This is a genomic window from Streptomyces polygonati (assembly GCF_042650325.1).
Taxonomy (GTDB): Bacteria; Actinomycetota; Actinomycetes; order Streptomycetales; family Streptomycetaceae; genus Actinacidiphila; species Actinacidiphila polygonati.
This window is the reverse complement of record NZ_JBHSBB010000005.1, coordinates 281,064-303,105: the sequence shown is the minus strand read 5'-3', so window position 1 is coordinate 303,105 and position 22,042 is coordinate 281,064. Positions and strand designations below refer to the sequence as shown.

General features: G+C 72.5%; 21 protein-coding genes. 20 read left to right on the top strand and 1 reads right to left on the bottom strand.

Translation table 11 applies throughout. The features are described 5' to 3' along the window. The first annotated feature begins 87 nt into the window (after window positions 1-87). The 5 genes from ACFO3J_RS04830 to ACFO3J_RS04810 all read left to right on the top strand — a co-directional run bounded on the left by ACFO3J_RS04830 (window position 88) and on the right by ACFO3J_RS04810 (window position 5,134). Complete coding sequence (locus ACFO3J_RS04830) at window positions 88-528, top strand: hypothetical protein (RefSeq protein ID WP_386426416.1); 441 nt, start codon at window positions 88-90, stop codon at window positions 526-528. Beyond that, window positions 525-1,913: a PP2C family protein-serine/threonine phosphatase gene (locus tag ACFO3J_RS04825; protein WP_386426414.1), complete on the top strand. Its 1,389-nt coding sequence runs from the start codon at window positions 525-527 to the stop codon at window positions 1,911-1,913. Before ACFO3J_RS04830 ends, ACFO3J_RS04825 begins: the two co-directional genes overlap by 4 nt. A 171-nt stretch (window positions 1,914-2,084) precedes the next feature. Next, on the top strand, window positions 2,085-3,146 hold the full coding sequence (locus tag ACFO3J_RS04820; protein WP_386426412.1) for a glycosyltransferase: 1,062 nt from the start codon (window positions 2,085-2,087) through the stop codon (window positions 3,144-3,146). A gap of 92 nt (window positions 3,147-3,238) precedes the next feature. After that, entirely contained in the window at window positions 3,239-4,540 is a 1,302-nt protein-coding gene (locus tag ACFO3J_RS04815; protein ID WP_386426410.1) for a glycosyltransferase 87 family protein, read from the top strand. Window positions 4,541-4,696: 156 nt separating this feature from the next. Beyond that, entirely contained in the window at window positions 4,697-5,134 is a 438-nt protein-coding gene (locus ACFO3J_RS04810; protein WP_386426408.1) for a universal stress protein, read from the top strand. 110 nt (window positions 5,135-5,244) lie between these two features. On the opposite strand, the gene ACFO3J_RS04805 is transcribed toward ACFO3J_RS04810, so the two are convergent. Beyond that, complete coding sequence (locus ACFO3J_RS04805; RefSeq protein WP_386426406.1) at window positions 5,245-6,300, bottom strand: undecaprenyl-diphosphate phosphatase; 1,056 nt, start codon at window positions 6,298-6,300, stop codon at window positions 5,245-5,247. Between the two features lie 147 nt (window positions 6,301-6,447). Between ACFO3J_RS04805 and ACFO3J_RS04800 the strand changes: the two genes are divergently transcribed. The 15 genes from ACFO3J_RS04800 (at window position 6,448) to ACFO3J_RS04730 (ending at window position 22,042) form a co-directional block, all read left to right on the top strand. Beyond that, window positions 6,448-6,837 (top strand): BlaI/MecI/CopY family transcriptional regulator, encoded by a 390-nt coding sequence (locus ACFO3J_RS04800; RefSeq protein WP_386426404.1) that lies wholly within the window; start codon window positions 6,448-6,450, stop codon window positions 6,835-6,837. Window positions 6,838-6,970: 133 nt separating this feature from the next. Further along, on the top strand, window positions 6,971-7,426 hold the full coding sequence (locus ACFO3J_RS04795; protein ID WP_386426402.1) for a lamin tail domain-containing protein: 456 nt from the start codon (window positions 6,971-6,973) through the stop codon (window positions 7,424-7,426). 81 nt (window positions 7,427-7,507) lie between these two features. Then, complete coding sequence (locus tag ACFO3J_RS04790) at window positions 7,508-7,897, top strand: hypothetical protein (protein ID WP_386426400.1); 390 nt, start codon at window positions 7,508-7,510, stop codon at window positions 7,895-7,897. 82 nt (window positions 7,898-7,979) lie between these two features. After that, entirely contained in the window at window positions 7,980-8,681 is a 702-nt protein-coding gene (locus tag ACFO3J_RS04785; RefSeq protein WP_386426399.1) for a nucleotidyltransferase domain-containing protein, read from the top strand. A 378-nt stretch (window positions 8,682-9,059) separates the two neighbouring features. Beyond that, on the top strand, window positions 9,060-10,448 hold the full coding sequence (locus ACFO3J_RS04780) for a sugar porter family MFS transporter (RefSeq protein WP_386426398.1): 1,389 nt from the start codon (window positions 9,060-9,062) through the stop codon (window positions 10,446-10,448). Between the two features lie 121 nt (window positions 10,449-10,569). Then, window positions 10,570-11,151 carry an NUDIX domain-containing protein gene (locus ACFO3J_RS04775; RefSeq protein WP_386426396.1) on the top strand — a complete coding sequence of 194 codons (582 nt, stop codon included), beginning with the start codon at window positions 10,570-10,572 and terminating at the stop codon, window positions 11,149-11,151. A gap of 66 nt (window positions 11,152-11,217) precedes the next feature. Next, entirely contained in the window at window positions 11,218-12,132 is a 915-nt protein-coding gene (locus ACFO3J_RS04770) for an SDR family oxidoreductase (protein WP_386426394.1), read from the top strand. A 550-nt stretch (window positions 12,133-12,682) separates the two neighbouring features. Then, complete coding sequence (locus tag ACFO3J_RS04765) at window positions 12,683-13,879, top strand: sedoheptulose 7-phosphate cyclase (RefSeq protein WP_386426392.1); 1,197 nt, start codon at window positions 12,683-12,685, stop codon at window positions 13,877-13,879. A 72-nt stretch (window positions 13,880-13,951) separates the two neighbouring features. Beyond that, the gene (locus ACFO3J_RS04760) at window positions 13,952-16,084 is read left to right on the top strand and encodes a radical SAM protein (protein WP_386426390.1); all 2,133 of its coding nucleotides are present in this window, start codon (window positions 13,952-13,954) and stop codon (window positions 16,082-16,084) included. Then, window positions 16,081-16,479 carry a cupin domain-containing protein gene (locus ACFO3J_RS04755; RefSeq protein WP_386426388.1) on the top strand — a complete coding sequence of 133 codons (399 nt, stop codon included), beginning with the start codon at window positions 16,081-16,083 and terminating at the stop codon, window positions 16,477-16,479. The genes ACFO3J_RS04760 and ACFO3J_RS04755 overlap by 4 nt, the downstream gene beginning before the upstream one ends. Further along, a complete protein-coding gene (locus ACFO3J_RS04750; protein ID WP_386426386.1) occupies window positions 16,476-17,846 on the top strand; it encodes an aspartate aminotransferase family protein in 1,371 nt (456 codons plus the stop codon). Before ACFO3J_RS04755 ends, ACFO3J_RS04750 begins: the two co-directional genes overlap by 4 nt. Then, window positions 17,843-18,892: an ABC transporter ATP-binding protein gene (locus tag ACFO3J_RS04745; protein WP_386426385.1), complete on the top strand. Its 1,050-nt coding sequence runs from the start codon at window positions 17,843-17,845 to the stop codon at window positions 18,890-18,892. Before ACFO3J_RS04750 ends, ACFO3J_RS04745 begins: the two co-directional genes overlap by 4 nt. Continuing rightward, the gene (locus ACFO3J_RS04740) at window positions 18,889-19,725 is read left to right on the top strand and encodes an ABC transporter permease (protein WP_386426383.1); all 837 of its coding nucleotides are present in this window, start codon (window positions 18,889-18,891) and stop codon (window positions 19,723-19,725) included. Before ACFO3J_RS04745 ends, ACFO3J_RS04740 begins: the two co-directional genes overlap by 4 nt. After that, window positions 19,722-20,567 (top strand): ABC transporter permease, encoded by an 846-nt coding sequence (locus ACFO3J_RS04735; protein ID WP_386426382.1) that lies wholly within the window; start codon window positions 19,722-19,724, stop codon window positions 20,565-20,567. The genes ACFO3J_RS04740 and ACFO3J_RS04735 overlap by 4 nt, the downstream gene beginning before the upstream one ends. A gap of 2 nt (window positions 20,568-20,569) precedes the next feature. After that, entirely contained in the window at window positions 20,570-22,042 is a 1,473-nt protein-coding gene (locus ACFO3J_RS04730; protein ID WP_386426380.1) for a hypothetical protein, read from the top strand.

The window sequence follows — 22,042 nt, the reverse complement described above, 5'->3', positions numbered from 1 at the left end:
CCGTCCATACCCCGTCCATATCCCGTCCGTACCGAGTCCGTACCGCGAGACGCGGAGACCGAGGCCCCCACCCCGAAGGGAGACGGCATGGCCCAGGCCAGGCACCGATCCACCGGAGGCAGGATCACCCAGCTCGTCGCCCGGCTGATCGCGGCCGCCGGGCTGGCGGTGAACGCCGGTATCCACGCGCATCTCGCCGACCAGTACGACGTGGTCAGCGCGAGCATCAGCGAAGGCGACCTGTTCCGGCTCGAAGCGGGGCTGGCCAGCCTGGGCGTGATCGTCGTGCTGTTCTGGCGCCATCCGATCGGTGACGCCTACGCCTGGCTGGTGGCCGCGGCCGGCCTCTTCGCGGTGCTGCTCTACCGCTACGACGACATCGGCGCCATCGGCCCGCTGCCCGACATGTACGAGCCGATCTGGACCACGGACAAGAAGATCAGCGCGATCTCGCAGGCCGTCACCATCGTCGTGATGACCTTCCTGCTGCTCACCCGCCGCCGCAGGAAGCCGCCCAGGGCCTCATGACCGACATCGGCCGACACCGGAACGGCGACGACGACCGGGGCGACGACCGGGACGTAAGCGGGACGGGGGACGGCGATCCCAGCCAGCCCGCGCCCATGCCGCCCTACGACGACCTGCTGCGGATCGCCGAGCAGCTCAAGGATCTCGGCAGGACCCAGGAGAAGCTGCACACGCTGCTGTCGGCGATGCTCTCGGTCAGCCGCGACCTCGACCTGCCCCGGGTGCTGCGGCGGATCGTCACCAGCGCGATGGGCCTGGTCCGGGCCCGGTACGGCGCCATGGGCGTGCTCGCCGAGGACGGCGAGGGGCTGTCGGTGTTCATTCCCGAGGGCCTGTCCGACGAGGAGGTCGCCGGTCTGGAGGGCGTGGAGCTCCCACGCGGCCGGGGCCTGCTCGGCCACCTGATCCGCCACCCCGTCCCGCTGCGGGTGGACGACATCGGCGCGCACCCGGCCTCCGCCGGATTCCCGCCCGGCCACCCGCCGATGGGCACCCTGCTGGGGGTGGCCATCACCGTCCAGGGCCGGGTCTACGGGAACCTCTACCTCTCGGAGCGGGCGGACGGGCGCCCCTTCGACGAGCAGGACGAGGAAGTCGTCGTGGCGCTCGCCGGGGCCGCCGCCGTGGCCATCGAGAACGCCCGGCTGTACGAGCAGGTCCGGGTGGACTCCGAGAAGTTCCAGCGGCTGCTGCTGCCGCAGTTGTCCGACCTCCACCCGTTCGAGGCGGCCGCGGTCTACCGGCCGGCCACCGAACCCGACCAGCTCGGCGGGGACTGGTACGACGCGCTGACCCTGCCCGACGGCACCTGCTGCCTGGCCATCGGCGACGTCTGCGGTCACGACCTGACCGCGGCCGCCGCCATGTCCCAGACCCGCAGCATGCTCCGGGCGCTGCTCTACACCCGGCTCCATCTGCCCAGTCGGGTGCTGACCCAGCTCGACCTGGCCCTGCACGCCCTGCCCTCCGGCCTCGTCACCACCGCGCTGGTGGCCCGGATCGACCGCCGGGAAGACCAGTGGGTGCTGCGGTGGAGCAACGCCGGGCATCCCCCGCCACTGCTGCTGGCCCCCGGCAGCCCGCCCTGCTATCTGGACGAGGACCCCTGCCTTCCGCTGGGCGTGGACCTCAACCTCCCCCGCTACGACAGCGCTTACGGCCTCCCGCCCGGCTCCACGGTCCTGCTGTTCACCGACGGCCTGATCGAGCACCATCAGCGGCCCATCGAGACGGGCCTGCGCTCGCTGGCCGAACTCGCCGCCATCCACACGGCGCTGCCGCCGGAGCGGTTGTGCGAGATCCTGGCCGACCATCACCCGGGAGACGGCCGCGACGACATCGCGGTCCTGGCCGTACGCGTCCCGGACGGCCCCGAGGCTTCCTGACCGCCCCGCCGCCCCGCCGCCTGCTGCCCCACCGCGCGGACCCGCCGAGCCGCCCCACCCCGCAGACCCGCCCCCGCCGCCCCGCCAGGTGATCCGGAATTACGCATTCTGGAAGATACGCGGGCCCGCCGCCGGCCCCACCCTGGTGCTGTCCCTCCTGAGGAGGCACCGATGAGCATCGACGCACGCTGCGAAACCGGCCAGGACGACCCCTGCCCGGCGGTGCCACCCACTGGGACGGTGGTGGTCCCCCGGCCGGGGGAGGCCGAGCGGCACACGGCCGCGGTCGGCCTGGTCACCGTCGACATCGCCATCCCGGTGCACAACGAGCAGAAGGCGCTGCCGGGTTGCGTCAGCGCGCTGCACGACTTCCTGCACGACGGCTTCCCCTTCCCCTGGACGATCACCCTCGTCGACAGCGGGAGCACCGACGACACCCGGCGGGTCGCCGAGGAACTCGCCCTGGTCCGGCCCCGGGTGCGGGTGCTGCACCAGGACCGCAAGGGCAAGGGCTTCGCGGTGCGGACCGCCTGGCTGCGCAGCGAGGCCGATGTCGTGGTCTACATGGACGTGGACCTCTCCACCGGCCTCGACGCGCTGCTGCCGCTGGTCGCCGCGCTGGCCGGCGGCCACTCGGACATCGCGATCGGCTCGCGGTACGCACCGGGCGCCCGGGTGGTACGCGGTACGAAGCGCGCACTCGTCTCGCGCGGTTACAACGCCCTGCTGCGCTGGACGCACCGGGTCCGCTTCACCGACGCGCAGTGCGGGTTCAAGGCGGCGCGAGCCGAGGTGATCCGGCCGCTGCTGCGATCGGTGGCGGACGACGCGTGGTTCTTCGACACCGAGATGCTGCTGCTGGCCCAGCACAACAAGCTGCGGCTGCACGAGGTCGCGGTGGACTGGATCGAGGACACCGACAGCCGGGTGGTCGTACGCAGCGTGGCGGCCGGCAATCTCCGCGGGGTGCTGCGGCTGGCGCGGGCCAGGCTGTCCGGCGCGGCGACGGTGCACGGGCTGCCGCCGCGCCCGGCGCCCAGGGCCGTCCATCCGGACGCGGTGCTCGCCCCCGGGCGGCCGGCCCGGACCAGGCGGTGGGCGCTGGCCTCGGCTCCGGTGAGCCTCGCCGCGCTGGCGCTGTATCTGCGCACCCGCCGGCGCGGTTCGCCCTCCCCGGGCGGGCCCGCCCCGATGCGGGCCGGGCTGGCCGGCGGAGCCGGCGCCGGGCGCTGACCGCTGCCCCCGACCACGCGGCTCACCCGGCCGGACAGCCCGGATCGCCGACAGACCGCCCCGCAGCACCCGGCCGAGAAAGGAACCCGCTCATGTCGCAGACCGCCGTTCCCGTGGAGAGTCCACCCGGCGCGCCCGCACCGCTGCCCCGGTACGCACCCCTCGCGGTCGCCGTCCTGGTGTCGGCGCTGCTCACCGCGCAGGCCATGCTCGTGATGAGCGGCATCTCCTTCTGGATGACCGACTTCCTCGCCTACCGGGGCGGCGGCCACGCGGTCCTGCACCAGCTGCGGATCTACGACGTCGGGGTCGATACGCCGACCTTCGCCGGGCTGCACTTCATCTACACCCCGTTCGCCGCGGTGCTCCTCGCGCCCGTCGCGGCGCTGGGCCTGAGCGCGTCGGAGGCGGTGTGGACCTTCGCGAGCTTCCTGGCCCTGGCCGGCGGACTGTGGGCGTCGCTGCGGATGGTGGGGGAGTCCTCGCGCACCCGGCTGACACTGCTGATGGCCGGCGGCATGCTGGTGGCGAGCTTTCTCTCGCCGGTCGAGTACAACATGCTGCTCGGGCAGATCAATCTGTTCGTCATGGCGCTGGTGCTGGTGGACTTCCTGCCCGGCGGATCAGGGAAGTGGCGCGGCGTCGGCATCGGGATCGCGGCCGGACTCAAGCTCACCCCGCTGCTGTTCGTCGGCTACCTGCTGCTGACCGGCCGCCGGCGCGACGCCCTGCGGGCGCTGGCCGCGTTCGCCGCCACGATCCTGGTCGGCTGGGCGGTCGTACCGACCGACTCCCGGGCCTACTGGCTGCACGGGATCTTCTACAGGTCCAGCCGCATGGTGCCGGGAAACATCCTCGTCAACCACTCGCTGCCCGGCTTCTTCGCCCGGCTGGAGCACACCACCACGCCGCCCGGCTGGACGCTGGCGGTCTCCGCCGTGGTCGGGCTGCTGTGCCTGGCCGCCGCGGTCCGGGCGCACCGGCTCGGGCAGGACATGGTCGGCATGCTGGTGATCGCCTTCGCCGCCCAACTGGTCTCGCCGATCACCTGGATGCACCACGGCGTGTGGGTGGTGCCCGCCCTGATCTGGCTCGGCCGGGCGACCTGGCGCGAGGGGACGGTGCTGCCCCGGGTGGTGCTCGGCCTCGCCACGGTCTGGTATCTGGTGCCGGTCTGGGTGCTCGGCCAGCGTCCGTCCGGGCACACGGCGTACCAGTGGACCGTGCCCGGCGACCTCCTGGAGACGCTGACCGGCAATCTGGTGCCGGCCGTGCTGGCCCTGGCGCTGCTGCCGGTGTGGCTGCGCCGGCTGCGGCCCCCGGCCGGACAGCGGCCGGCGATCCCCGCGGCGGCGCGGCCGGAGGCCAGGTCCGAGGAGGCGGTCGGCAAGTAGCGGGAGCCCGGAGGCGGTTCGCCCGAGCGGTGCAGGGGCCGGTGAAGTGGCCGTCTTCACACCCGATCGGGGAATGGAGTCCGATTCCGGGCCGCTGATCTGGTACGGCAGGGTCGCCCACCCGTGAGACCCCCTTGGACCAAGGAAGTTGATCGTATGTACAAGAACATCCTCACCGCCGTTGACGGTTCGGCCCACGGCGCGGCCGTGCTGGACGCGGTGGCGGGCCTCGCCAAGCTGACCGGGGGGCAGGTCCACGTCATACACATCCGCTCCTCCCAGGTCATTGGCGGCGGGCTCACCGGCGGCGCCGTCGTCACCGCCGAGGAGAGCGCGGAGGGCCGGCGGGTCGTCGACGAGGCGCTCGCCCGCCTGCGGGAGGACGGCATCACCGCCGACGGCGAGGTGGACGAGGGACTGCGGGAGGAGCTGGCCGCGATTCTGGTGGAGCGGGCGGCGGAGCTCGGCAGCGACCTCATCGCGGTCGGCCCCGGCCACTACAGCGGGATCGCCGCGCTGCTGCACTCGAGTGTGAGCCGCGGTGTGGCGAAGACCGCGCCGGTCTCCGTGCTGCTGGTCCGCAGCGAGGCCTGACGGCCGGCGCCGCGCGCCGGACCCTGTCGCCGTAGCCGCCACCCGTCCCCGGCGGCTGCGGCGTGCAGTTCCCGGCCGGGCGGGCCTCCACGGCGGTGGCGCCGCACCGCTCAGGCGAAGCGGATGATGCTGCCGACACCGGCCACCAGGCAGTAGACGGCGAACGGGGTCAGTGTGCGGGTGGTGAACCAGCGGGACAGGAAACGGACGGCGGCGTACGCGGCCAGGCCGGCCACCAGGAATCCGGCGAGCACCTGGCCGTGGATGTGGGCCGCGGCCGGGCCGGTGAGGCTGGGCAGCTTCAGCAGGCCGGCCGCCAGGATCACCGGAGTGGCGAGCAGGAACGAGAACTTGGCGGCGTCCTCGTGGTCCAGGCCGCGCAGCAGCCCGCCGACCATGGTGATGCCCGAGCGGCTGATACCGGCCAGCAGCGCCAGCGTCTGGAACAGGCCGATGATGCCCGCCTCCCGGTAACTGAGCGTCTCCAGCTTCCGGGACGCCACCGCGGGCAGCACCGCGGTGCCGGCCGGGGCGGACGGCAGCACCGCCTGCCCGGTCGCCGCCTGCTGCCGCCCCGCGGCGCCGACCGGGACCGGAGCCTCACCGAAGGGCACCGCCGTCCGGGCGCCGGGCGCGTCGGCGGCGGGCGTGCCAGCGGCGGGCGGAGCGGCGGCGGCCCGCGCCATCCGGGACTCGGACCTACGGCGCAGGCGCTCTCCGACCAGCAGGATCACCCCATTGACGGCGAGGAAGACCGCGGCGGCCAGCGGCTTGGCGAACAGCGTGCGGAAACTGCGCTCCAGCAGGAGCCCGGTCAGCCCGACCGGGACGGTCGCCACCACGATCAGCCAGGCGAGCCGTTCGGTGGACGTCGTGACGCTGCGGGTGCGCAGGCTGGTGCCGAAGGCCCGGATGATCCCGGCCCAGTCCCGGCGGAAGAAGACCAGCAGCGCGATCGCGGTGGCCACGTGCAGCGCGACGATGAAGGCCAGGTAGGGGGAGCCGGCGGAGTCGCCGCTGGTGTTCTCGGTGACCAGGTGCTGCCAGGAGCCGCCGATCAGCGCCGGGACGAGCACCGAGTGGCCGAGGCTGGAGACCGGGAAGAGCTCGGTCACCCCTTGGAGGCCGCCGATGACCACGGCCTGGAGATAGGACAGATCCGACACGGAGATCCCTTGTGGACGTAGGAGACAGTCCGGCCCGACACCGGCCGCGGCCCGGCCGCGTGGCAAACTGGCAGAGCACGCATACTTTTACACCGGTGTAGAAGCTCCCCGCGAATGTAGAAGACGAGTGGAGGGAATAGCAAACCCATGCCGGAAGAATCGGGCGGGTCGGCCAGCAAGCGGCCCAATGGCGAACTGGAAGCGGACATACTCGCGGCCCTTCACCGGGCCGGGACCGCGCTGACCGCCGGTGAGCTGGTGGAACACCTCAGCAGCCGCCTCTCCTACAGCACGGTGGTGACCGTGCTGGGCCGGCTGCACACCAAGCAGCTGCTCAGCCGCGCCCCCCGCGGGCGCGCCTACGCCTACACCCCGGTCGCCGACGAGCCCGGCCTGGCCGCCCGCCGTATGCAGCGCGTCCTGGACGAACTCCCCGACCGCGAGGCGGTGCTGACCCGCTTCGTCGACAACCTGTCCGACGCGGACGAGGGACTGCTGCGCCAACTGCTCGGGGCCGAGCTGGACGGCGAGCGGTAGGCGGGCCGCAGCCGCCGCCAGGATGTGTCCGGGTTGTGTAACAGCCGTCCCGCCGTGCGGAGTTCGTCCCTAGTCTGAGGGCTCCGCCGGGCCCGATCAGGGGGGTGCCCGGCCCTGTGTCCAGGGATGTCCCATGCTGCGTTCCCGTGTCTTCGCCACCGCGGCCGTAGCGGCTGCCGCCGCCGGCCTGGCCGTCGCTCCGACCCCGGCCGGTGCCGCCACCGGCTCCGTGCACCTGTACGAGATCTACTACAACAGCCCGGGCAGCGACACCGGCTCCACCGCCAGCCTGAACGCCGAGTGGGTGAAGATAACCAACTCGACGTCGAAGGCGGTCACCCTCACCGGATGGACCCTGACGGACGCCAGCCGGCACGTCTACACCTTCCCGACCGCCTCGCTCGCGGCGGGCCGGACCGTGGCGGTGCACACCGGCAAGGGCGCGAACACCACGGTCAACCGCTACCAGGGCCGCGCCGCGTACGTGTGGAACAACGACAAGGACACCGCCACGCTGCGGAAGTCCAACGGCGCCACGGTCGACACCTGCTCCTACAACACCACCCGGTTCGCCTACCGGTGGTGCTGACCGCGCCCCGTCGAGCCGCCCGGTAGAACCGCCCCGCTCTCCTCGGAGGGCGGGGCGTTGCCGGGTGGGGCATGATGGAGTATGGCCGACTCGCAGCAGGCTCTGTTGGAAAGACTGGCCGTCCGCGTCGCCGCCCGGACCGGCCTCGATCTCGACGCCGCGCGGCTGGCCGTCGACGAGGCGCTCGTGCAGCGGGGCGAGCATCTGCTCGTGGTCCGCGCCGAGGTCTCCGCGATGGTCGAGGAGGCCAGGAGGCCGGTCAAGGCGGCCTACCGGGCGTTCGGCGCGGCCCTCCGGCGGGCGTACGAGGCGGCTGTCGCGTCCGGTCCCGCCACGGGAACCCCGAGGCCGGTCCGTACCCGCGAGGGACTGCGGGACCACACCCGCGGTCTGCGGATGACCGCCCACCACCCGGACCTCGCCGCCCTGGACCGGCTGCTCAACGCCTTGTACGAGCCCCCGGGCGCCTGAGCCCCGGCCCGCCGAAAACCCGTTCGCCCTCCGCCGTCCGCGTCCCGCATGATGCCCGGACCGACCAGCGGAGGAGCCTGTTGTGAACGTCCTGTTGTCCGGCGTCGTCGGCTCCACCGCCTACGGGCTGGCCCGCGAGGGCTCGGACGTGGACCGGCTCGGCGTGTTCGCCGCCCCCACCGAGGAACTGCACGGCCTGCACGCGCCCAGGGACTCGTATGTCACCACCGACCCGGACCGCGCCTTCCACGAGGCGGCGAAGTTCTGCCGGCTCGCCCTCGGCGGCAACCCCACCGTGACGGAGCTGGTCTGGCTGCCCGACGAGCTGTACGAGGTGCGGACCCCGCTCGGTGAGGAGCTGATCGCCCTGCGGTCCTCGCTGCTGTCCGCCGGGCGGGTCCGCGACGCCTACCTCGGCTACGCCACCCGGCAGTTCAAGCGGCTGTACGACCGCTCCGAGGGCGCCGCCGCGTCCGGCGCGGACGCCCGCGACCGCACGGCCAAGCACGCCCGCCATCTGCGCAGGCTGTGCCACCAGGGGTACGAGCTGTACGCCACCGGCCGGCTGAGCATCCGGGTCGAGGACCCGGAGGAGTACCACCGCTTCGGCGCGGAGGTGGCCGCGGACGCCATGGTGGCGCTCCCGATGCTCCAGCGGTTCCAGGGCCTGTTCGAGACCACCCGCAGTGTGCTGCCCGACCGTCCGGACGAGGCGTCCGTGGAGGCCTGGCTGCGCGCGGTACGTGCCCACTTCTACGCCCACTTCCGAGACGTGCGTCGGTAGTACCGTCCGGCGGTCCCGGACCGGGCCGGCCCTTGCGAAGCGTGTGCTCATGGTGGGGACCGGCCGGAGGGGTGAACAATGGGCCGGTAACCCAAGAGAAGGTAAAATCGTTCAGCATGAAGACGCTCGTTCATAAGTGTGGACAAGAAAACGCGCAGACCGTCTCATAACGGCGACGCCGGGCGCCTCGTTGTTCAACAGGCCAGCTCTCAGGGCGAATTACCCGCCGATTGCGCGCCGATCGATTGCCGGGAGGAGTGACCGTCTGGTTAAGTTGTCCGACGAAGTTCGACCTCTCTCTGGCCCCATGGACCGGTTCGGCCCTGCGAAGCGCGCTACCGACCATCCCTGGACGTCCACGAGACAAGGCGATTCGGCATGACGCAGAACGCGGCAACAGCACCACTGGCGGCTGTACGCAGGATCAATCCCGTCGTCCTGTACTTCTTCGGAGCACTGGGCGGCATCCTCTTCGGCTACGACCTGGGCATCATCAGCGGCGTCCTGGTCGTCGTCTCCAAGCTCTGGGACCTCGGTGGATTCGCCAAGGGCGTGCTGACCGCCAGCCTGTCGGCCGGCGCGATGATCGGCGCGGGGCTGGCCGCCCGGCTGACCGCCGGGATCGGGCGCCGCCGCACCATCATGACGGCCGGCGCGGTGGTCATCGTGGCCACGCTGGCCTGCGCGCTGTCACCCGGCTTCGGGGCCCTGGTCGCCTGCCGGACCGTGCTCGGCCTCGGTATCGGCCTGTCGTCGGCCACCGTGCCGACCTACATATCCGAGCTGGCCCCCAGCCGTATCCGCGGCGCGATGGGCGCCCTGAACCAGATCTTCATCGTCAGCGGCATCCTCATCGCCTTCCTGGTCAGCTACTGGCTCCAGCCCGACCACCTGTGGCGCTGGATGTTCGCCGGGGCCGTCGTCCCCGCGGCGATCCTGATCGCCGGCCTGACCTTCCTGCCCGAGACCCCGCGCTGGCTGCTCAACGCCGGTCAGGAGGAGCAGGCCCGCGCCGTCCTGGCCAGCACCCACTCCGGCGCGGACGACGACATCGAGGCCGAGGTCGCCGCGATCAGGGAGGTCATCCGGCTGGACGCCGAGCAGACCTACCGGCTGCGCGACCTGGGCCGCAAGTGGGTCCGCCCGATGCTCTTCGTGGCGCTGCTGCTCGCCGTCGGCCAGCAGTTCAGCGGAGTGAACGCGATCAACGCCTACTTCCCGACGATGCTCATCGCGCTCGGCTTCACCGCGAGCACCGCGCTGCTGTCCGCGATCGTGCTGGGCGTCACAAAGCTGGCCTTCACCGCCTGGGTGGTGTTCGTGGTGGACCGCTGGGGCCGCAAGCCCCTGCTGCTGATCGGCAACGCCGTCATGGCGGTGACGCTGGCGGCGACCGGCTGGGTCGTCCTCAACGTCCACGACAAGGGCACTCTGGGCGCCTTGTCGGTGATCCTGCTGGTGCTCTACCTGGCCGGATACGAGCTGGGCTGGGGAGCCGTGGTCTGGGTGATGATGGCGGAGGTCTTCCCGCTCAAGGCGCGCAGCGCCGGTATGGGCGTGGGCGCGGTGGTGCTCTGGGCCTCGACCGGCATCATCACCGCGGTCTTCCCGATCATGTCCGACAACAACCACCTGGGCATCGGGAAGTCCATGTACGTCTTCGCCGGAATCAACGTGCTGCTGTTCGGTCTCACCAAGTGGCTCGTCCCCGAGACCAGCGGACGCAGCCTGGAACAGATCGAGTTGGGCCTGCGCGAGGCGGCCTGACCGGCCGGCTCTCCGCCGGCGCCCGACCGGCCGCCGGCCGGTCCTCCTGGCGCCGGTCCCGGACGGCGGCGACCGCCGCCGCCCGGTCCCGGCGGCGCGGGCGCTCCGCTAGCGTCTGCGTATGGACTCCTCCGCCCAGCGACCGGACCCGCCGCGGCACGAGCTGGTGGCCACCAGCAGCACCGTCGTCTACGCGAACCGGTGGATGACCGTCCGGGAGGACGAGACGCTGCGGCACGACGGGGCCGCGGGTCTCTACGGTGTGGTCGAGAAGCCGGACTTCGCCCTCGTCGTCCCGTACGCGGACGGCGGTTTCCACTGTGTCGAGCAGTACCGGTATCCGGTCGGGGGGCGGTACTGGGAGTTCCCGCAGGGCTCGTGGGAGGACCGGCCCGACGCCGATCCGCTCGCCCTGGCCCGCGGTGAACTCGCCGAGGAGACCGGGCTGTCGGCGGGGTCGATGACACCGCTCGGCCATCTGTTCACCGCTTACGGCTACAGCGGCCAGGGCTTCCACGTCCTGCTCGCCACCGAACTCACCGCCGGCGAACCGGATCTGGACGAGGAGGAAGCGGGCCTGGTCAGCCGCTGGTTCTCCGAGGCGGAGCTGTGGCAGCTGATCGCCGAGGGGCGGTTCAAGGACGCCTCCTCCCTGGCCGCGCTGGCCCTCTTCCAGCGCCATCGCGCGGAGCACGCCCGGTAGCCGCGCCCCCGACCCAAAGCCGGCCACCCCCGCCGGCCCCCTCGCACCCTCTCGGAGAGGAAACGTATGCGAGTCCTGATCGTCGGCAGCGGATTCGTCGGGCGCGCCGTCGCCGCGGAGCTGGTGCGCTCGGGCGACGAGGCCGTCGTCGCCTCACGGCGCCGGCCGCGCGACTGCGTGCATCCCTGGTTACCGCTGGACGCCACCGACGCCGCGGCCTGCCGGCGCGCCGTCGCCGACGCCGCGCCGGACCGGCTCGTGCTGGTGCACGGACCCTCCGACGTCACATGGTGCGAGGCGCACCCGGAGGAGGCGTCCCGGGGGCACGCCGGGGCGACCCGGGCGCTGGCCGAGGCGGCGCAGGGCAGGAGGATCGTGCTGATCTCCACCGACAACGTCTTCGACGGAGCTGCGCCGTCCAACGACGAACGCGCGGTGCCCCGGCCCGCCAACGCCTACGGGGCGGCCAAGCTCCGGGCGGAGGAGGCGCTGCTGGCGCTGTCGGACACCTCGACGGTCCTGCGGGTGAGCCTGGTCTACGGCGCGGACCCGTCCCGTACGGGGCAGTGGCTCAACTTCTTCGAGGCGTGCGTACGGCAGCTGCGCCGCCACGAGCCGGTGGCCGCGCCCGACGACCACTGGACGACGCCGGTCCTGGTGGACGACGTGGCGGCGGTCACCCGGGCGGTGCTCGCCGGCGGCAGCACCCCGCCACTGCTGCACCTGGGCGGTCCCGACCGGCTGACCCGGGACGCGTGGGCGCGGCTGATCGCGGAGCGGCTCGGCCTACCGGCCGGACTGGTCGTGCCCACGCCCCGGGCCCGAAGCCGCTACGCTTCGCGGCCCGAGAACGCCTGCCTGTCCAGTGTGCTGCTGGACAGCACGCCCGCGACCCGGGGCATCCGGGTGCGCGGCGTCCGGGAAGGCGTCCGGCTGCTGCTGCCGGAGGGACGGCCGGCCGCCGACGGGACCCCGCGCTGACCGGCCGGTCCCGACCGGCCGATGCGGCCAAGGAGGCGAACTGCACTGGTTTGGCGGGGTAGTTGAGCCTTTGGCTGTCATCTTTGTAGGGAAGTTTCTCATCTCTGCGCCGATTTTGCGCCATCTCATCGATATGAAACTGCCCGGCCCGCGCCGGCCCCTCGGTTGCTTATGGTCGGAAACGCTTCATGTGGGCCCTACGGCGAGTCATCGGGCGCGGCTCCTCGCCCACGTTCCGTGTCATGGGCATCACATATTCGCGGTATGTCACATCCGCGCACAGTGGCCAGGAATCCCTCCTGCCCCACCCGTGCACCTCACACCCTGCCGTACGTTGATTGCTCCGGCCGGTGGCCGGATAGCGCCCGTACCACCGGCTCTCCCGCCGTCCGCACGGCGTTCGTGACCAGGTCCTCCGGCAGACGATCAGCGCACGCGAGCAGTCCGGATGAGCATGTCTCTCCCGCCGCGCGCGCACCGACCCGTACCGACCCGCACCGACCACAAGGGGACGAGGGTGACTGTGAACAGGTCGCACGTGAGGGGGAGCGTGCTGACGGAGCCCGGTGACGGGCGCGGTGTCCGGCGGACGCCCGAGGGCTTCGAACTCCGCTCCGGTGACGGCACGGTGTACGGCGTCGACCTCGTCGACGGGGTCTTCCGCCCCGACAACCCGGCCCTGGCCAGGCACTGCCGGGGCCGGACCGTACTGGCCCTGGTGAGCCCGACCGTCGACCGGCTCTACGGCGCCGACCTGCGCGGCTATCTCGGCCACTGGCTGCCCGCGGACCGCTGGTCGGTCCAGGTCATCCCGACCGGGGAGGACAACAAGACGCTGGCCACCGCCGATCTGGTCTGCGGCTACGCCAAGGCGGCGGCCGTCGACCGCCGCGGCCTGATGCTCGCGGTCGGCGGCGGCATCACCGCCGACATCGTGGGCTTCGCCGCCTCCATGTACAACCGGGGCATCGCACACATCAAGGTCAACACCACCCTGATCGGGCAGGTCGACGTCGGGGTGGGGGTGAAGACGGGCGTCAACGGCCACGGCTCCAAGAACCTGCTCGGCGCCTACCACCCGGCGGTCGCCTCGCTCAACGACCCGGCCTTCCTGCGGACCCTCCCGGCCCGGGAGATCCGCTGCGGTCTCGCCGAGATCCTCAAAGTGGCCGTGATCCGCGACGCCGAGCTCTTCGCGACCCTGGAGAGACATCCGCGGCTCTTCCAGCCGGGCTCGGCCCGCCCGGAGACCGAGCGGCGGGTCGTCGAGGACGCCATGCGCCTGATGATGCAGGAGCTCTGCTCCAATCTCCGGGAGCACGACCTGGCCCGGCTGGTCGACTTCGGCCACACCTTCAGCCCGGTCATCGAGGTGGCCAGCGGCTACCGGATCGGACACGGCGAGGCGGTCGCCATCGACATGGCGGTCTCCAGCCACATCGCCACCCTCGCCGGGCGGCTCACCCCGGAGCGGCGCGACCGGCTGGTCGACACCGTCCAGCGGCTCGGACTGCCGGTCTTCGACCCCGAGGTCTGCACCGGACCGCTGCTGCGGCAGGCCCTGGAGCGGGCCTGGCTGCACCGGGGCCGGCGGCTGAACCTGGTGGTCCCCACCGCCATCGGCGCGGCCGGCTTCCTGCACGACTACGACGAGGTGCCGGACTCCATGGTCGCCACCGCACTGGCCGAACTGGCCGCCCGCTCCGGTAACGCGGCCGGCTCGCTGTCCGGGGCGTCCCTGGCCTGAGCCGCCGCCCCGGCGCCGACCCCGATCGCCTGATCGCCCGCTCGACCACGCAGCATGGACGGAGAGACGGCCATGACAGCCGATCCAGCACTCGCGACCATCACCGCCCCGCCGGGCTCCTTGCAGTCGGCCCGCTTCTACATCACCTTCCGGTGCAACTCGCTCTGCGGCTACTGCAACGTCTGGCAGGACGACAAGTTCAAGGGGTACGAGGAACTCACCCCGGACCGGGCCCGCCGGATCCTGGACGAGATGTACGCCCTCGGTGTGCGGTACGTGGACTTCACCGGCGGCGAGCCCGTACTGCACCCGCACATCGACGAGATCGTCCAGTACGCCAAGTCGCTCGGCATGGCGGTGGAGATCACCAGCAACGGGATCCGCTTCGCCAAGCACATCGACGCGATCGTGCCGTACGTCGACACCATGAACGTCTCGCTGGACACCCTCAAGCCCGAGCGCTACCAGGCCATCCGCGGGGTGCCCACCCTCGACCGGGCGCTGGACGTGATCAAACGGGTCGCCGCCACCGGCGCCGGGCACCTCAAGCTGATCTGCGTGGTGACCCGGGAGAACGTGGACGAGGTGGCCGACCTGCTGCGCTTCGCGCAGGACAGCCGGGTCGTCATCTACTTCTCCACGATGTTCGAGTACTTCGACGAGCAGGACACCGTCCGGGACTTCAACCGGACCGCGCGCAAGCTCAAACTGATCGAGTCGAACGGCAAGCCGCTCACCCGCCCGGCGCCGCCTGCCACCGGGGCGGACGACGCGGGCTGGACCCCGGCGGCCATCGACGCGGAGCTGCTGCGGCTGCTCTACCGGCCGTTCACGCTGATCAATCTGCACTTCCGCAAGTACATGGAGGCGCTGGACCCGGTCGCGCCCACCGAGTGCTACGCCAACAAGCGGATCCTCACCGTCGGACCGGACGGGCGGCTGGTGCTGCCCTGCTACCACGCCTTCGACAACTCCCTGGCCTGGGACCGGAGTCTGGCCGAACTCGTCCAGGACGAGGAGTTCATCCGGGTGCGGGACGAAGAGGTGGGGCAGCGCCCGGAGTGCCGCGGCTGCACCGTCTTCCCCTATATCGGGCTGTCGTTCAGCTACCGCTTCGACAAGGTCTTCCTCTACCAGGCCCTTTCGGAGGAGATCGCCAAGATCAAGAGCCGCTTCGCCAACCCCCTCCACCCCCGGCTCACCCTCCCCTACGACGAACTGCACCGCGGCTACGCGGACATCGAGCGGTTCATCGACCGCGAACTCCCGCTGCCCCGGCCGCCGGTGTCCCCCGACCTCTTCTACGGCTTCGAGGTCACCGCGTCCGGCATCCGCTCCGAACTCGTCGCGGGCGAGATGAGCCTGGCGGAACTGCTCGCCGACCATGTCCACGAGAACTGCTGGGGGATCCAGCGCTCGCCGCACACCTGGATGCGGCTGGTCTACCGCGACCTGGTGCCGCTGCTGCGCGAACTCGCCGAGCTGGGGCTGGTGTCCGACGCCGCCTACGAGAGCACCGTCGCGCAGTTGTACGGGGTGCAACTCGCCTGGTGGCAGGGATACATGGGGCGCTACTTCCGCGGTGGCCAGGCCGCGGACCCGGCCCGGCCCGCCGCGGTGCTGGCCGATTTCCTGGAGCGGACGGCCGCGCTGCTGCCCGACGCGCCGCAGAGCACGCGCATCCGGCAGATCCTGCTGCACGCGGGCTGCGTGCTCGGCCTCGCCCCCGAGGCGCTGGCGCCGCTCGCGATCGCCGAGCCCTTCGCCGAGGCGGCACTCATCGCCAAGCACCTGCTGCTCATCGCGTCCGACGCCGACCTGCCCCGCTACGCCGCGCTGCTCCCGGCCGAGGCCGCCGAACCGCTGCGGCGGGCCACCCAGGACAGCGGGCCGGCGCCCGCCGCCCCGGCCGGTCCCGACCGGCTCGGCGCCGAAGCGGCCCGCCTGCTCGCGCACGAGGGCGACCTCGGCCAGGCCGCCGTCGAGCGGCTCGCGGCCTCGCTGCGGACCTCCGTCGCCGAGGCGGACCGCGCCGGACTCGCCGACCGGCTGCTGGCCCATGAGCTGCGCACCCCGCAGCTGATCCGCCGGGGCGGGGCGGTGCTCCGGGACCGGGACGGGACCGGCCGGGAGACAGGCGGGCCGAGCGGCCGGGAGTTGTCCGGGCGGACGCCCGAGGAGAGCGGAAGGGAGGTCACCCCGTGAGCCGGACCGTCCCCAACCTGTACCAGGACCTGCTCGCCGACGTCGCGCACTGCCACGACGGGACGGGCGTGATCCGCGCCCACCGCATCCTCCAGCGGCTCCCCGCCCCGGCCGGCGTCGACTTCATCGACCTGGCCGTGCTGCCGCCCGGCACCTCGATCGGCGTGCACCGGCACAAGGACGACGAGGAGACTTATGTGATCCTCGCCGGGACGGGCACGATGACCCTGGACGACGAGGAGTTCACCGTCCGCGCGGGCGATGTCGTGGTCAACCGCGCCTTCGGGCGGCACGGCCTGGTCAACGCCGCCGACCACGACCTGCGGCTGCTCGTCTTCCAGACCGGCCCGGCCACCGCCGGGCAGCCGCGGCAGGACGGGACGGACCCCCGGTGACCGCCGGTCCGGCCGGCCCCCGGCAGGCCGCGCTGCTGGCGCACGAGGCCGAGCACCTGGCCCCCGGCGGCTCGGACGAGGCCGTGCACGGCCGCCGGGTGTTCGCCGAGGGCAAGGGCTCCATCCTCACCGACCTCGACGGCCACCAGTACATCGACTTCGGCTCGGGCACCTTGACCCAGTCCCTCGGGCACTGCCATCCCGAGGTGGTCGCGTCCCTCACCCGGCAGGCCGCGCGGCTGTGGAACGTCCACGACGCCGCCACCCCCGACCGCGCGGACCTCGGCGACCTGCTCGCCCGGGCCCTGCCGCCCCAACTGGACACCTACGCCTACTTCTCCACCGGCGCCGAGGTGGTCGAAGCGGCGCTGCGCGTCGTGCAGGCCGCCGCCGAACCGGGCCGCAACCGGGTCGGCGCGCTGCGCCACGGCTTCCACGGCAAGACGGCCGGCGCCCGGATGCTGGTGCACTGGGACATCGGGCACCAGTCCTTCGCCGGCAACAGCGTCCTGGGCTACTCGCCCTACTGCTACCGCTGCCCGCTGGAACTCACCTACCCGTCCTGCGAGTTGAGCTGCGCCAAGCTCGTGGTGAAGCACATCGCGGCCAAGCCGAACGTCTCCGCGCTGGTCTTCGAGCCGGTGCTCGGCGCCGCCGGCGTGATCGTCCCGCCGCCCGGCTACTGGGAGTTGGTGGCCGACGCCTGCCGCCGCGGTGGTGTCCTGCTGGTCGCCGACGAGGTGCTCACCGGTGGCGGGCGCACCGGCTCCTTCCTGGCCAGCACGCAGTTCGGGATCACCCCGGACCTGGTGACGCTGGCCAAGGGGGTGGGCTCCGGCTTCCCGGTCTCGGTACTGGCCGGGCGCCGCGACCTGATGACGGAGGAGGTCGCCGGCCAGGCCTCCTTCACCACCACCAACGGCGGCAATCCGCTGGGCATCAGCGCGGCCCGCGCCACCCTGGAGGTCGTCGCCCGCGACGACCTGATCGACCGGGTCCGCGTCCTCGGTGCCCGGGTGAGCGAGCGGCTCGCCGAACTGCACGCGCGCTTCGACCAGCTCGGCGACGTACGCGGTCTCGGCCTGCTGCACGGCCTGGAGTTCGTCCAGGACCGGGCCGGCCGCGCACCCGCGCCCGAACTCGCCGCGGCCGTCTACCGGGCCGCGCTCGACCTCGGCCTGCGGACCTGCCTCGGCGGTCACATCCTGCGGATCGGGCCGCCCTTCACCATCGACGAGACGCTGCTGGACGAGGGGCTGTCCCTGCTGGAACAGGCGGTGGAAACGGCGGTCCGCGCCACCGGCGGGACGCCGCGTACCCCCGCGCCCCGTACCTCCGCCGCCCGGACCACGGGACCGGCCGCGTGATCGCCGTCGAGGGCCTGGTCAAGGAGTTCAAGGTGTACCGGCGCCGGGACGGGCTGCTGGGCAGTCTGGGCACCCTCTTCGCCCGTGAGCACACCACCGTGCGGGCGGTCGACGACATCTCCTTCGAGATCCCGGCGGGCGCGCGCACCGCCTACATCGGCGTCAACGGAGCCGGCAAGTCCACCACCATCAAGATCCTGGCCGGGATCATGCGCCCCACCGCGGGCCGCTGCCTGGTCGACGGCATCGAACCCTACCGGGAGCGGCGCCGCAACGCCCGCTCCATCGGTGTCGTCTTCGGGCAGCGCAGCCAGCTGTGGTGGGACCTGTCGGTGCCGGACTCCTTCCAGATCCTGCGGCATGTCTACGACATCCCGGAGCCGGTCTTCCGCCGCAATCTCGCGCTCTTCCGCGAGCTGCTCGACATCGACGCGCTGGGCAGCACCCCGGTCCGCAAACTGAGCCTCGGCCAGCGGATGCGCGCCGAAGTGGCGGCGAGCATGCTGCACGACCCCAAGGTCCTCTATCTGGACGAGCCGACCATCGGCCTGGACCTGGTGCTCAAGACGGCCGTCCGGGAACTGATCGGCCATGTCAACCGGGAGCTGGGCACCACCGTCGTGCTCACCAGCCACGACCTGGGCGACATCGCCGCGATCTGCGACCGGGTGCTGGTGGTCGACCGGGGCCGGCTCATCCACCGCGGCAGCCTGCGGGACCTGCTGGACACCGCGGAGCGGCGCGCGGTGGTCTTCGAGTCCGGCGGCCCGCGACCCGCCGCCGAGATCGCCGCGGAGATCACCGCGCGGCTGCCGGGCGCGCGGGCCTCGGTGCTGGAAGGCGGCCGGGTCCGGGTCGAGTTCGCGACCGCGGCCACCACCTCGCGGCAGGTGCTCGGCTTCCTGCTGCACCACTACGACCTGCGCGACTTCTACGCCCCCGAGCCCGGTCTGGAATCGGTGATCCGGGAGATCTACGCCGCGTCCGCCGCGTCCGGGCCGCCGCCGCGCCGGGCGGGATCCTCGCGGCCCACGGCGGCCGCGTGACGGCCGCCGGCGAGCTGGCCGCCGCCCTCCGGCGCACCCGCCGCTATCTGCCGATGGCCTCCGCCAGCCTGCACACTCTGCTCCAATACCGGATCTCGCTGCTGACCGGCGTCAGCAGCACCGCGGTGTCCACCACCGTCCAGCTCTTCCTGTGGCGGGCCATCTACGCCGGAGCGCCGGGCCGCACGCTCGGCGGGATGACCCGCGACCAGATGGCCACCTACATCCTGGTGAGCAATCTGCTGGTGATGCTGCTGGCCAACCGGGTCGAGGACGAGGTCTCCGGCGAGATCTACCGCGGTGACATCGCGGTCAATCTGGTCCGGCCGCTGAGCTATCCGCTGCTGCGCTTCTTCGCCTGCCTGCCGGTGGTGGGGACCAACGCGGTGCTGGCCGGGCTGCCGCTGGCCGCGCTGCTGGTCGCCGTCCCGGGCCTGGCCGGGCCGGGACCGGCGGACGCGGCCCTGTTCGTGGCCGCCGCCGTGTTCTCGGTGCTGATCGGATTCGCGGTCAACTTCCTGGTCGGGATGACCGGTTTCGTCACCGTCAACACCTGGGGCATCCGCTATGTGAAGGGCAGCGTGGTGGCCTTCTTCTCCGGTCAGGTGGTCCCGATCGCCCTGATGCCGGCCGGGCTGGCCGCGGTGGCGCGCGCCCTGCCCTTCCAGAGCATGGTCGGCGCGCCGGCCCGGCTCTTCCTCGGCCAGTACGACGACCGCCGGGACGCGCTGTGGATCCTCGGCCAACAGGCCCTGTGGGCGGTCGCGTTGCTGGCGCTGAGCGCGCTGCTGTGGCGGCGGGCGGTCGGCCGGCTGGAGGTGCTCGGCGGATGACCACCCAGGACGCGGGCCGGATGACCACCGAGCCGCCCGGCGGCCGGTCCGGGCCGCTGCGGATGCTGCGGCTGACCTGGTATCTGAGCGGGGTCAGCCTGCACCGGCTGACCGAATACCGGCTCGACTTCCTGCTCGGCGCCGGGAGTTTCGCCGTCCGGCTCACCTTGCAGGCGGTGGTGGTCGGCATCGTCTTCCTGCATGTGCCGACCATCGGCGGCTGGGACTACTACCAGGTGCTCTTCCTGCTCGGCTACTCCTTCCTGCCGCGCGGCCTGGACCACCTCTTCACCGACCAGCTGTGGGAGGTGGGCCGCAAGCTGGTGCAGCGCGGCGAGTTCTACCGCTACCTGATCAGACCGGTCAACCCGCTCTACCTGGTGCTCTCCGAGCGCTTCTGCTACCCCGACGGGCTGGGTGAGCTGCTCACCGGCCTGTTCACCGCGGGCTTCGCGGCGAGCCGGCTCGGCCTGCACCTCACCCCGCTGCGGATCGCGCTGACCGCCGGCCTGGTCGTGTGCGGCGCGCTGATCCACAGCTCGGTCAAGCTGCTGTTCGCCTCGCTGTCCTTCTGGACCACCACCAGCCTGTCCGCGATGACCGCCGCCAACGACATCGCGGACTTCACCCGCTACCCGATGGACATCTACCACGGCCCGCTGCGCTGGCTGCTGACCTGGCCGCTGCCCTACGCCTTCACGTCCTATGTGCCGGCCTCCTACCTGCTCTTCGGCTCGACCCGCTACCTGTGGTGGACCCCGGTGGTCACCGCGGTCGCCGTGGCGGTGTCCTACCGGGTGTGGAGCGCCGGCGTCGCCCGCTACGAGACCACGGGGAGCTGACGGTGGCGCTCGAAGAAGTCCGCGACCACGTGGACGTGCCGGACCCGGCGGGCGGGCCGTCCCGCGTCCGGCTGCTCATCACGGCGCCCGAGGACGCCACCGGGGCCGGCTGCTTCGTCCCGGTCGCCCAGGACCCGGTGTCGGGCAAGTGGGCCGAAGCCCGTACGGAGGCGGTGTTCGACGCGCTGATGCTCCGTCATGTCGCCGCCGGGTCGATCCTGTTGACGGCACGCGGCAACGAGATCCGCTTCCACGCCGGGTCGGCCGCCTCCCCCACGGCGGCGGTCCGCGGCCTGCCGTTCGAGCAGGGCTGGTCCACCAACGCGCTCTCGCTGCTGGACGTGGACGGCACACCGTATGTGCACAAGACCTACCGGCGGCTCGACCCGGAGAACCACGAGGCGGAACTGCTGCGCCGGCTCGGCGCCGAGGACAGCCGCTACACCTGCCCCTATCTGGGCGGCTACACCTACTGCGACACCGCCGCCCGCACCCGTTACCCGCTCGGCCTGGTCTACGGCTTCTTCCCCGGGCACGGCCTGGACGCGCCGCTGCGGGACAGTCTGCGGGGCCTGTGGGACGCGGTGGCCGGGTGCCCGGAGCCCGAGGCCGCCGTCCTGGCGCATGTGCGCCCGCTGGAGGAACTGCTCCCGGCCGGCGGCGCCTTCCTGCGCGGCTTCCACACCCGGCTCGACACGCTGCTGCACGGCGCGCCGCCGCGGGCGCCGGGCCCCGGCTTCCGCGTCGCCGCCCTGCTGGACCAGGCCGACCTCCGGTTGCGCGAACTGGCGGCGGTGGTGCGGGAGGACGCGGAGCTGTCCGTGCCGGTGCGCGAGGCGGCCCTCGGCTCGCTGGCGCGGCAGCTGCGGGCGCTGCGGGCGCGGGCCGGCGAGCTGGACCGGCCGCCCTTCGGCGCCGGCGCCTGCCACGGCGACCTGCACCTCTCGCACTTCCTGCTCGGCCCGCGGCCCGCCGCGCCGGCCGCCCCGGCCGGCTCCTCCCCCCGGATGCGCATCATCGACCTCTCGACGCCCTGCACCGACCCCCGGGCGCCCGGCTTCCGCGTCCAGAGCCCCTGGCAGGACCTGGTCTCCCTGCGGCGCGCCCTGGAGTACTTCTCCGCCGACGAGGCCGCCGACCACACCGCGACCCTGCTCGGCCTGCCCAGCCCCGAGGTCGTCCGCGCCGCCGCCGAGTCCGCGGCGGGACTGCGGCCGGACGCCGCGCTGTGGACCCCGCCGGCCCTCCGCACGCTGCGGACCGTCCAGCGGGCCGCGGCGGCCTGGCGGGCCCGGGTCCACCAGCTGCTGCTGGACGGCTACTTCGGCGGGCGGCCCGCCCCCTCGGCGCACGGCGCCTGGCAACTGCTGCGGCTGGACCGGCTGCTGCGCGAGACCGCCTACAACTGCGCCCACCGGCGCACCTACTACCAGTACATCGACCTGGCCTTCGCGATCGGCGCCCCCCACGAGTGA

Bases quoted from the DNA above. Each gene is read 5' to 3' on its own strand.
- ACFO3J_RS04830 (WP_386426416.1), top strand. From the start codon at position 88: ATGGCCCAGGCCAGGCACCGATCCACCGGAGGCAGGATCACCCAGCTC.
- ACFO3J_RS04825 (WP_386426414.1), top strand. From the start codon at position 525: ATGACCGACATCGGCCGACACCGGAACGGCGACGACGACCGGGGCGAC.
- ACFO3J_RS04820 (WP_386426412.1), top strand. From the start codon at position 2,085: ATGAGCATCGACGCACGCTGCGAAACCGGCCAGGACGACCCCTGCCCG.
- ACFO3J_RS04815 (WP_386426410.1), top strand. From the start codon at position 3,239: ATGTCGCAGACCGCCGTTCCCGTGGAGAGTCCACCCGGCGCGCCCGCA.
- ACFO3J_RS04810 (WP_386426408.1), top strand. From the start codon at position 4,697: ATGTACAAGAACATCCTCACCGCCGTTGACGGTTCGGCCCACGGCGCG.
- ACFO3J_RS04800 (WP_386426404.1), top strand. From the start codon at position 6,448: ATGCCGGAAGAATCGGGCGGGTCGGCCAGCAAGCGGCCCAATGGCGAA.
- ACFO3J_RS04795 (WP_386426402.1), top strand. From the start codon at position 6,971: ATGCTGCGTTCCCGTGTCTTCGCCACCGCGGCCGTAGCGGCTGCCGCC.
- ACFO3J_RS04790 (WP_386426400.1), top strand. From the start codon at position 7,508: ATGGCCGACTCGCAGCAGGCTCTGTTGGAAAGACTGGCCGTCCGCGTC.
- ACFO3J_RS04780 (WP_386426398.1), top strand. From the start codon at position 9,060: ATGACGCAGAACGCGGCAACAGCACCACTGGCGGCTGTACGCAGGATC.
- ACFO3J_RS04775 (WP_386426396.1), top strand. From the start codon at position 10,570: ATGGACTCCTCCGCCCAGCGACCGGACCCGCCGCGGCACGAGCTGGTG.
- ACFO3J_RS04770 (WP_386426394.1), top strand. From the start codon at position 11,218: ATGCGAGTCCTGATCGTCGGCAGCGGATTCGTCGGGCGCGCCGTCGCC.
- ACFO3J_RS04760 (WP_386426390.1), top strand. From the start codon at position 13,952: ATGACAGCCGATCCAGCACTCGCGACCATCACCGCCCCGCCGGGCTCC.
- ACFO3J_RS04735 (WP_386426382.1), top strand. From the start codon at position 19,722: ATGACCACCCAGGACGCGGGCCGGATGACCACCGAGCCGCCCGGCGGC.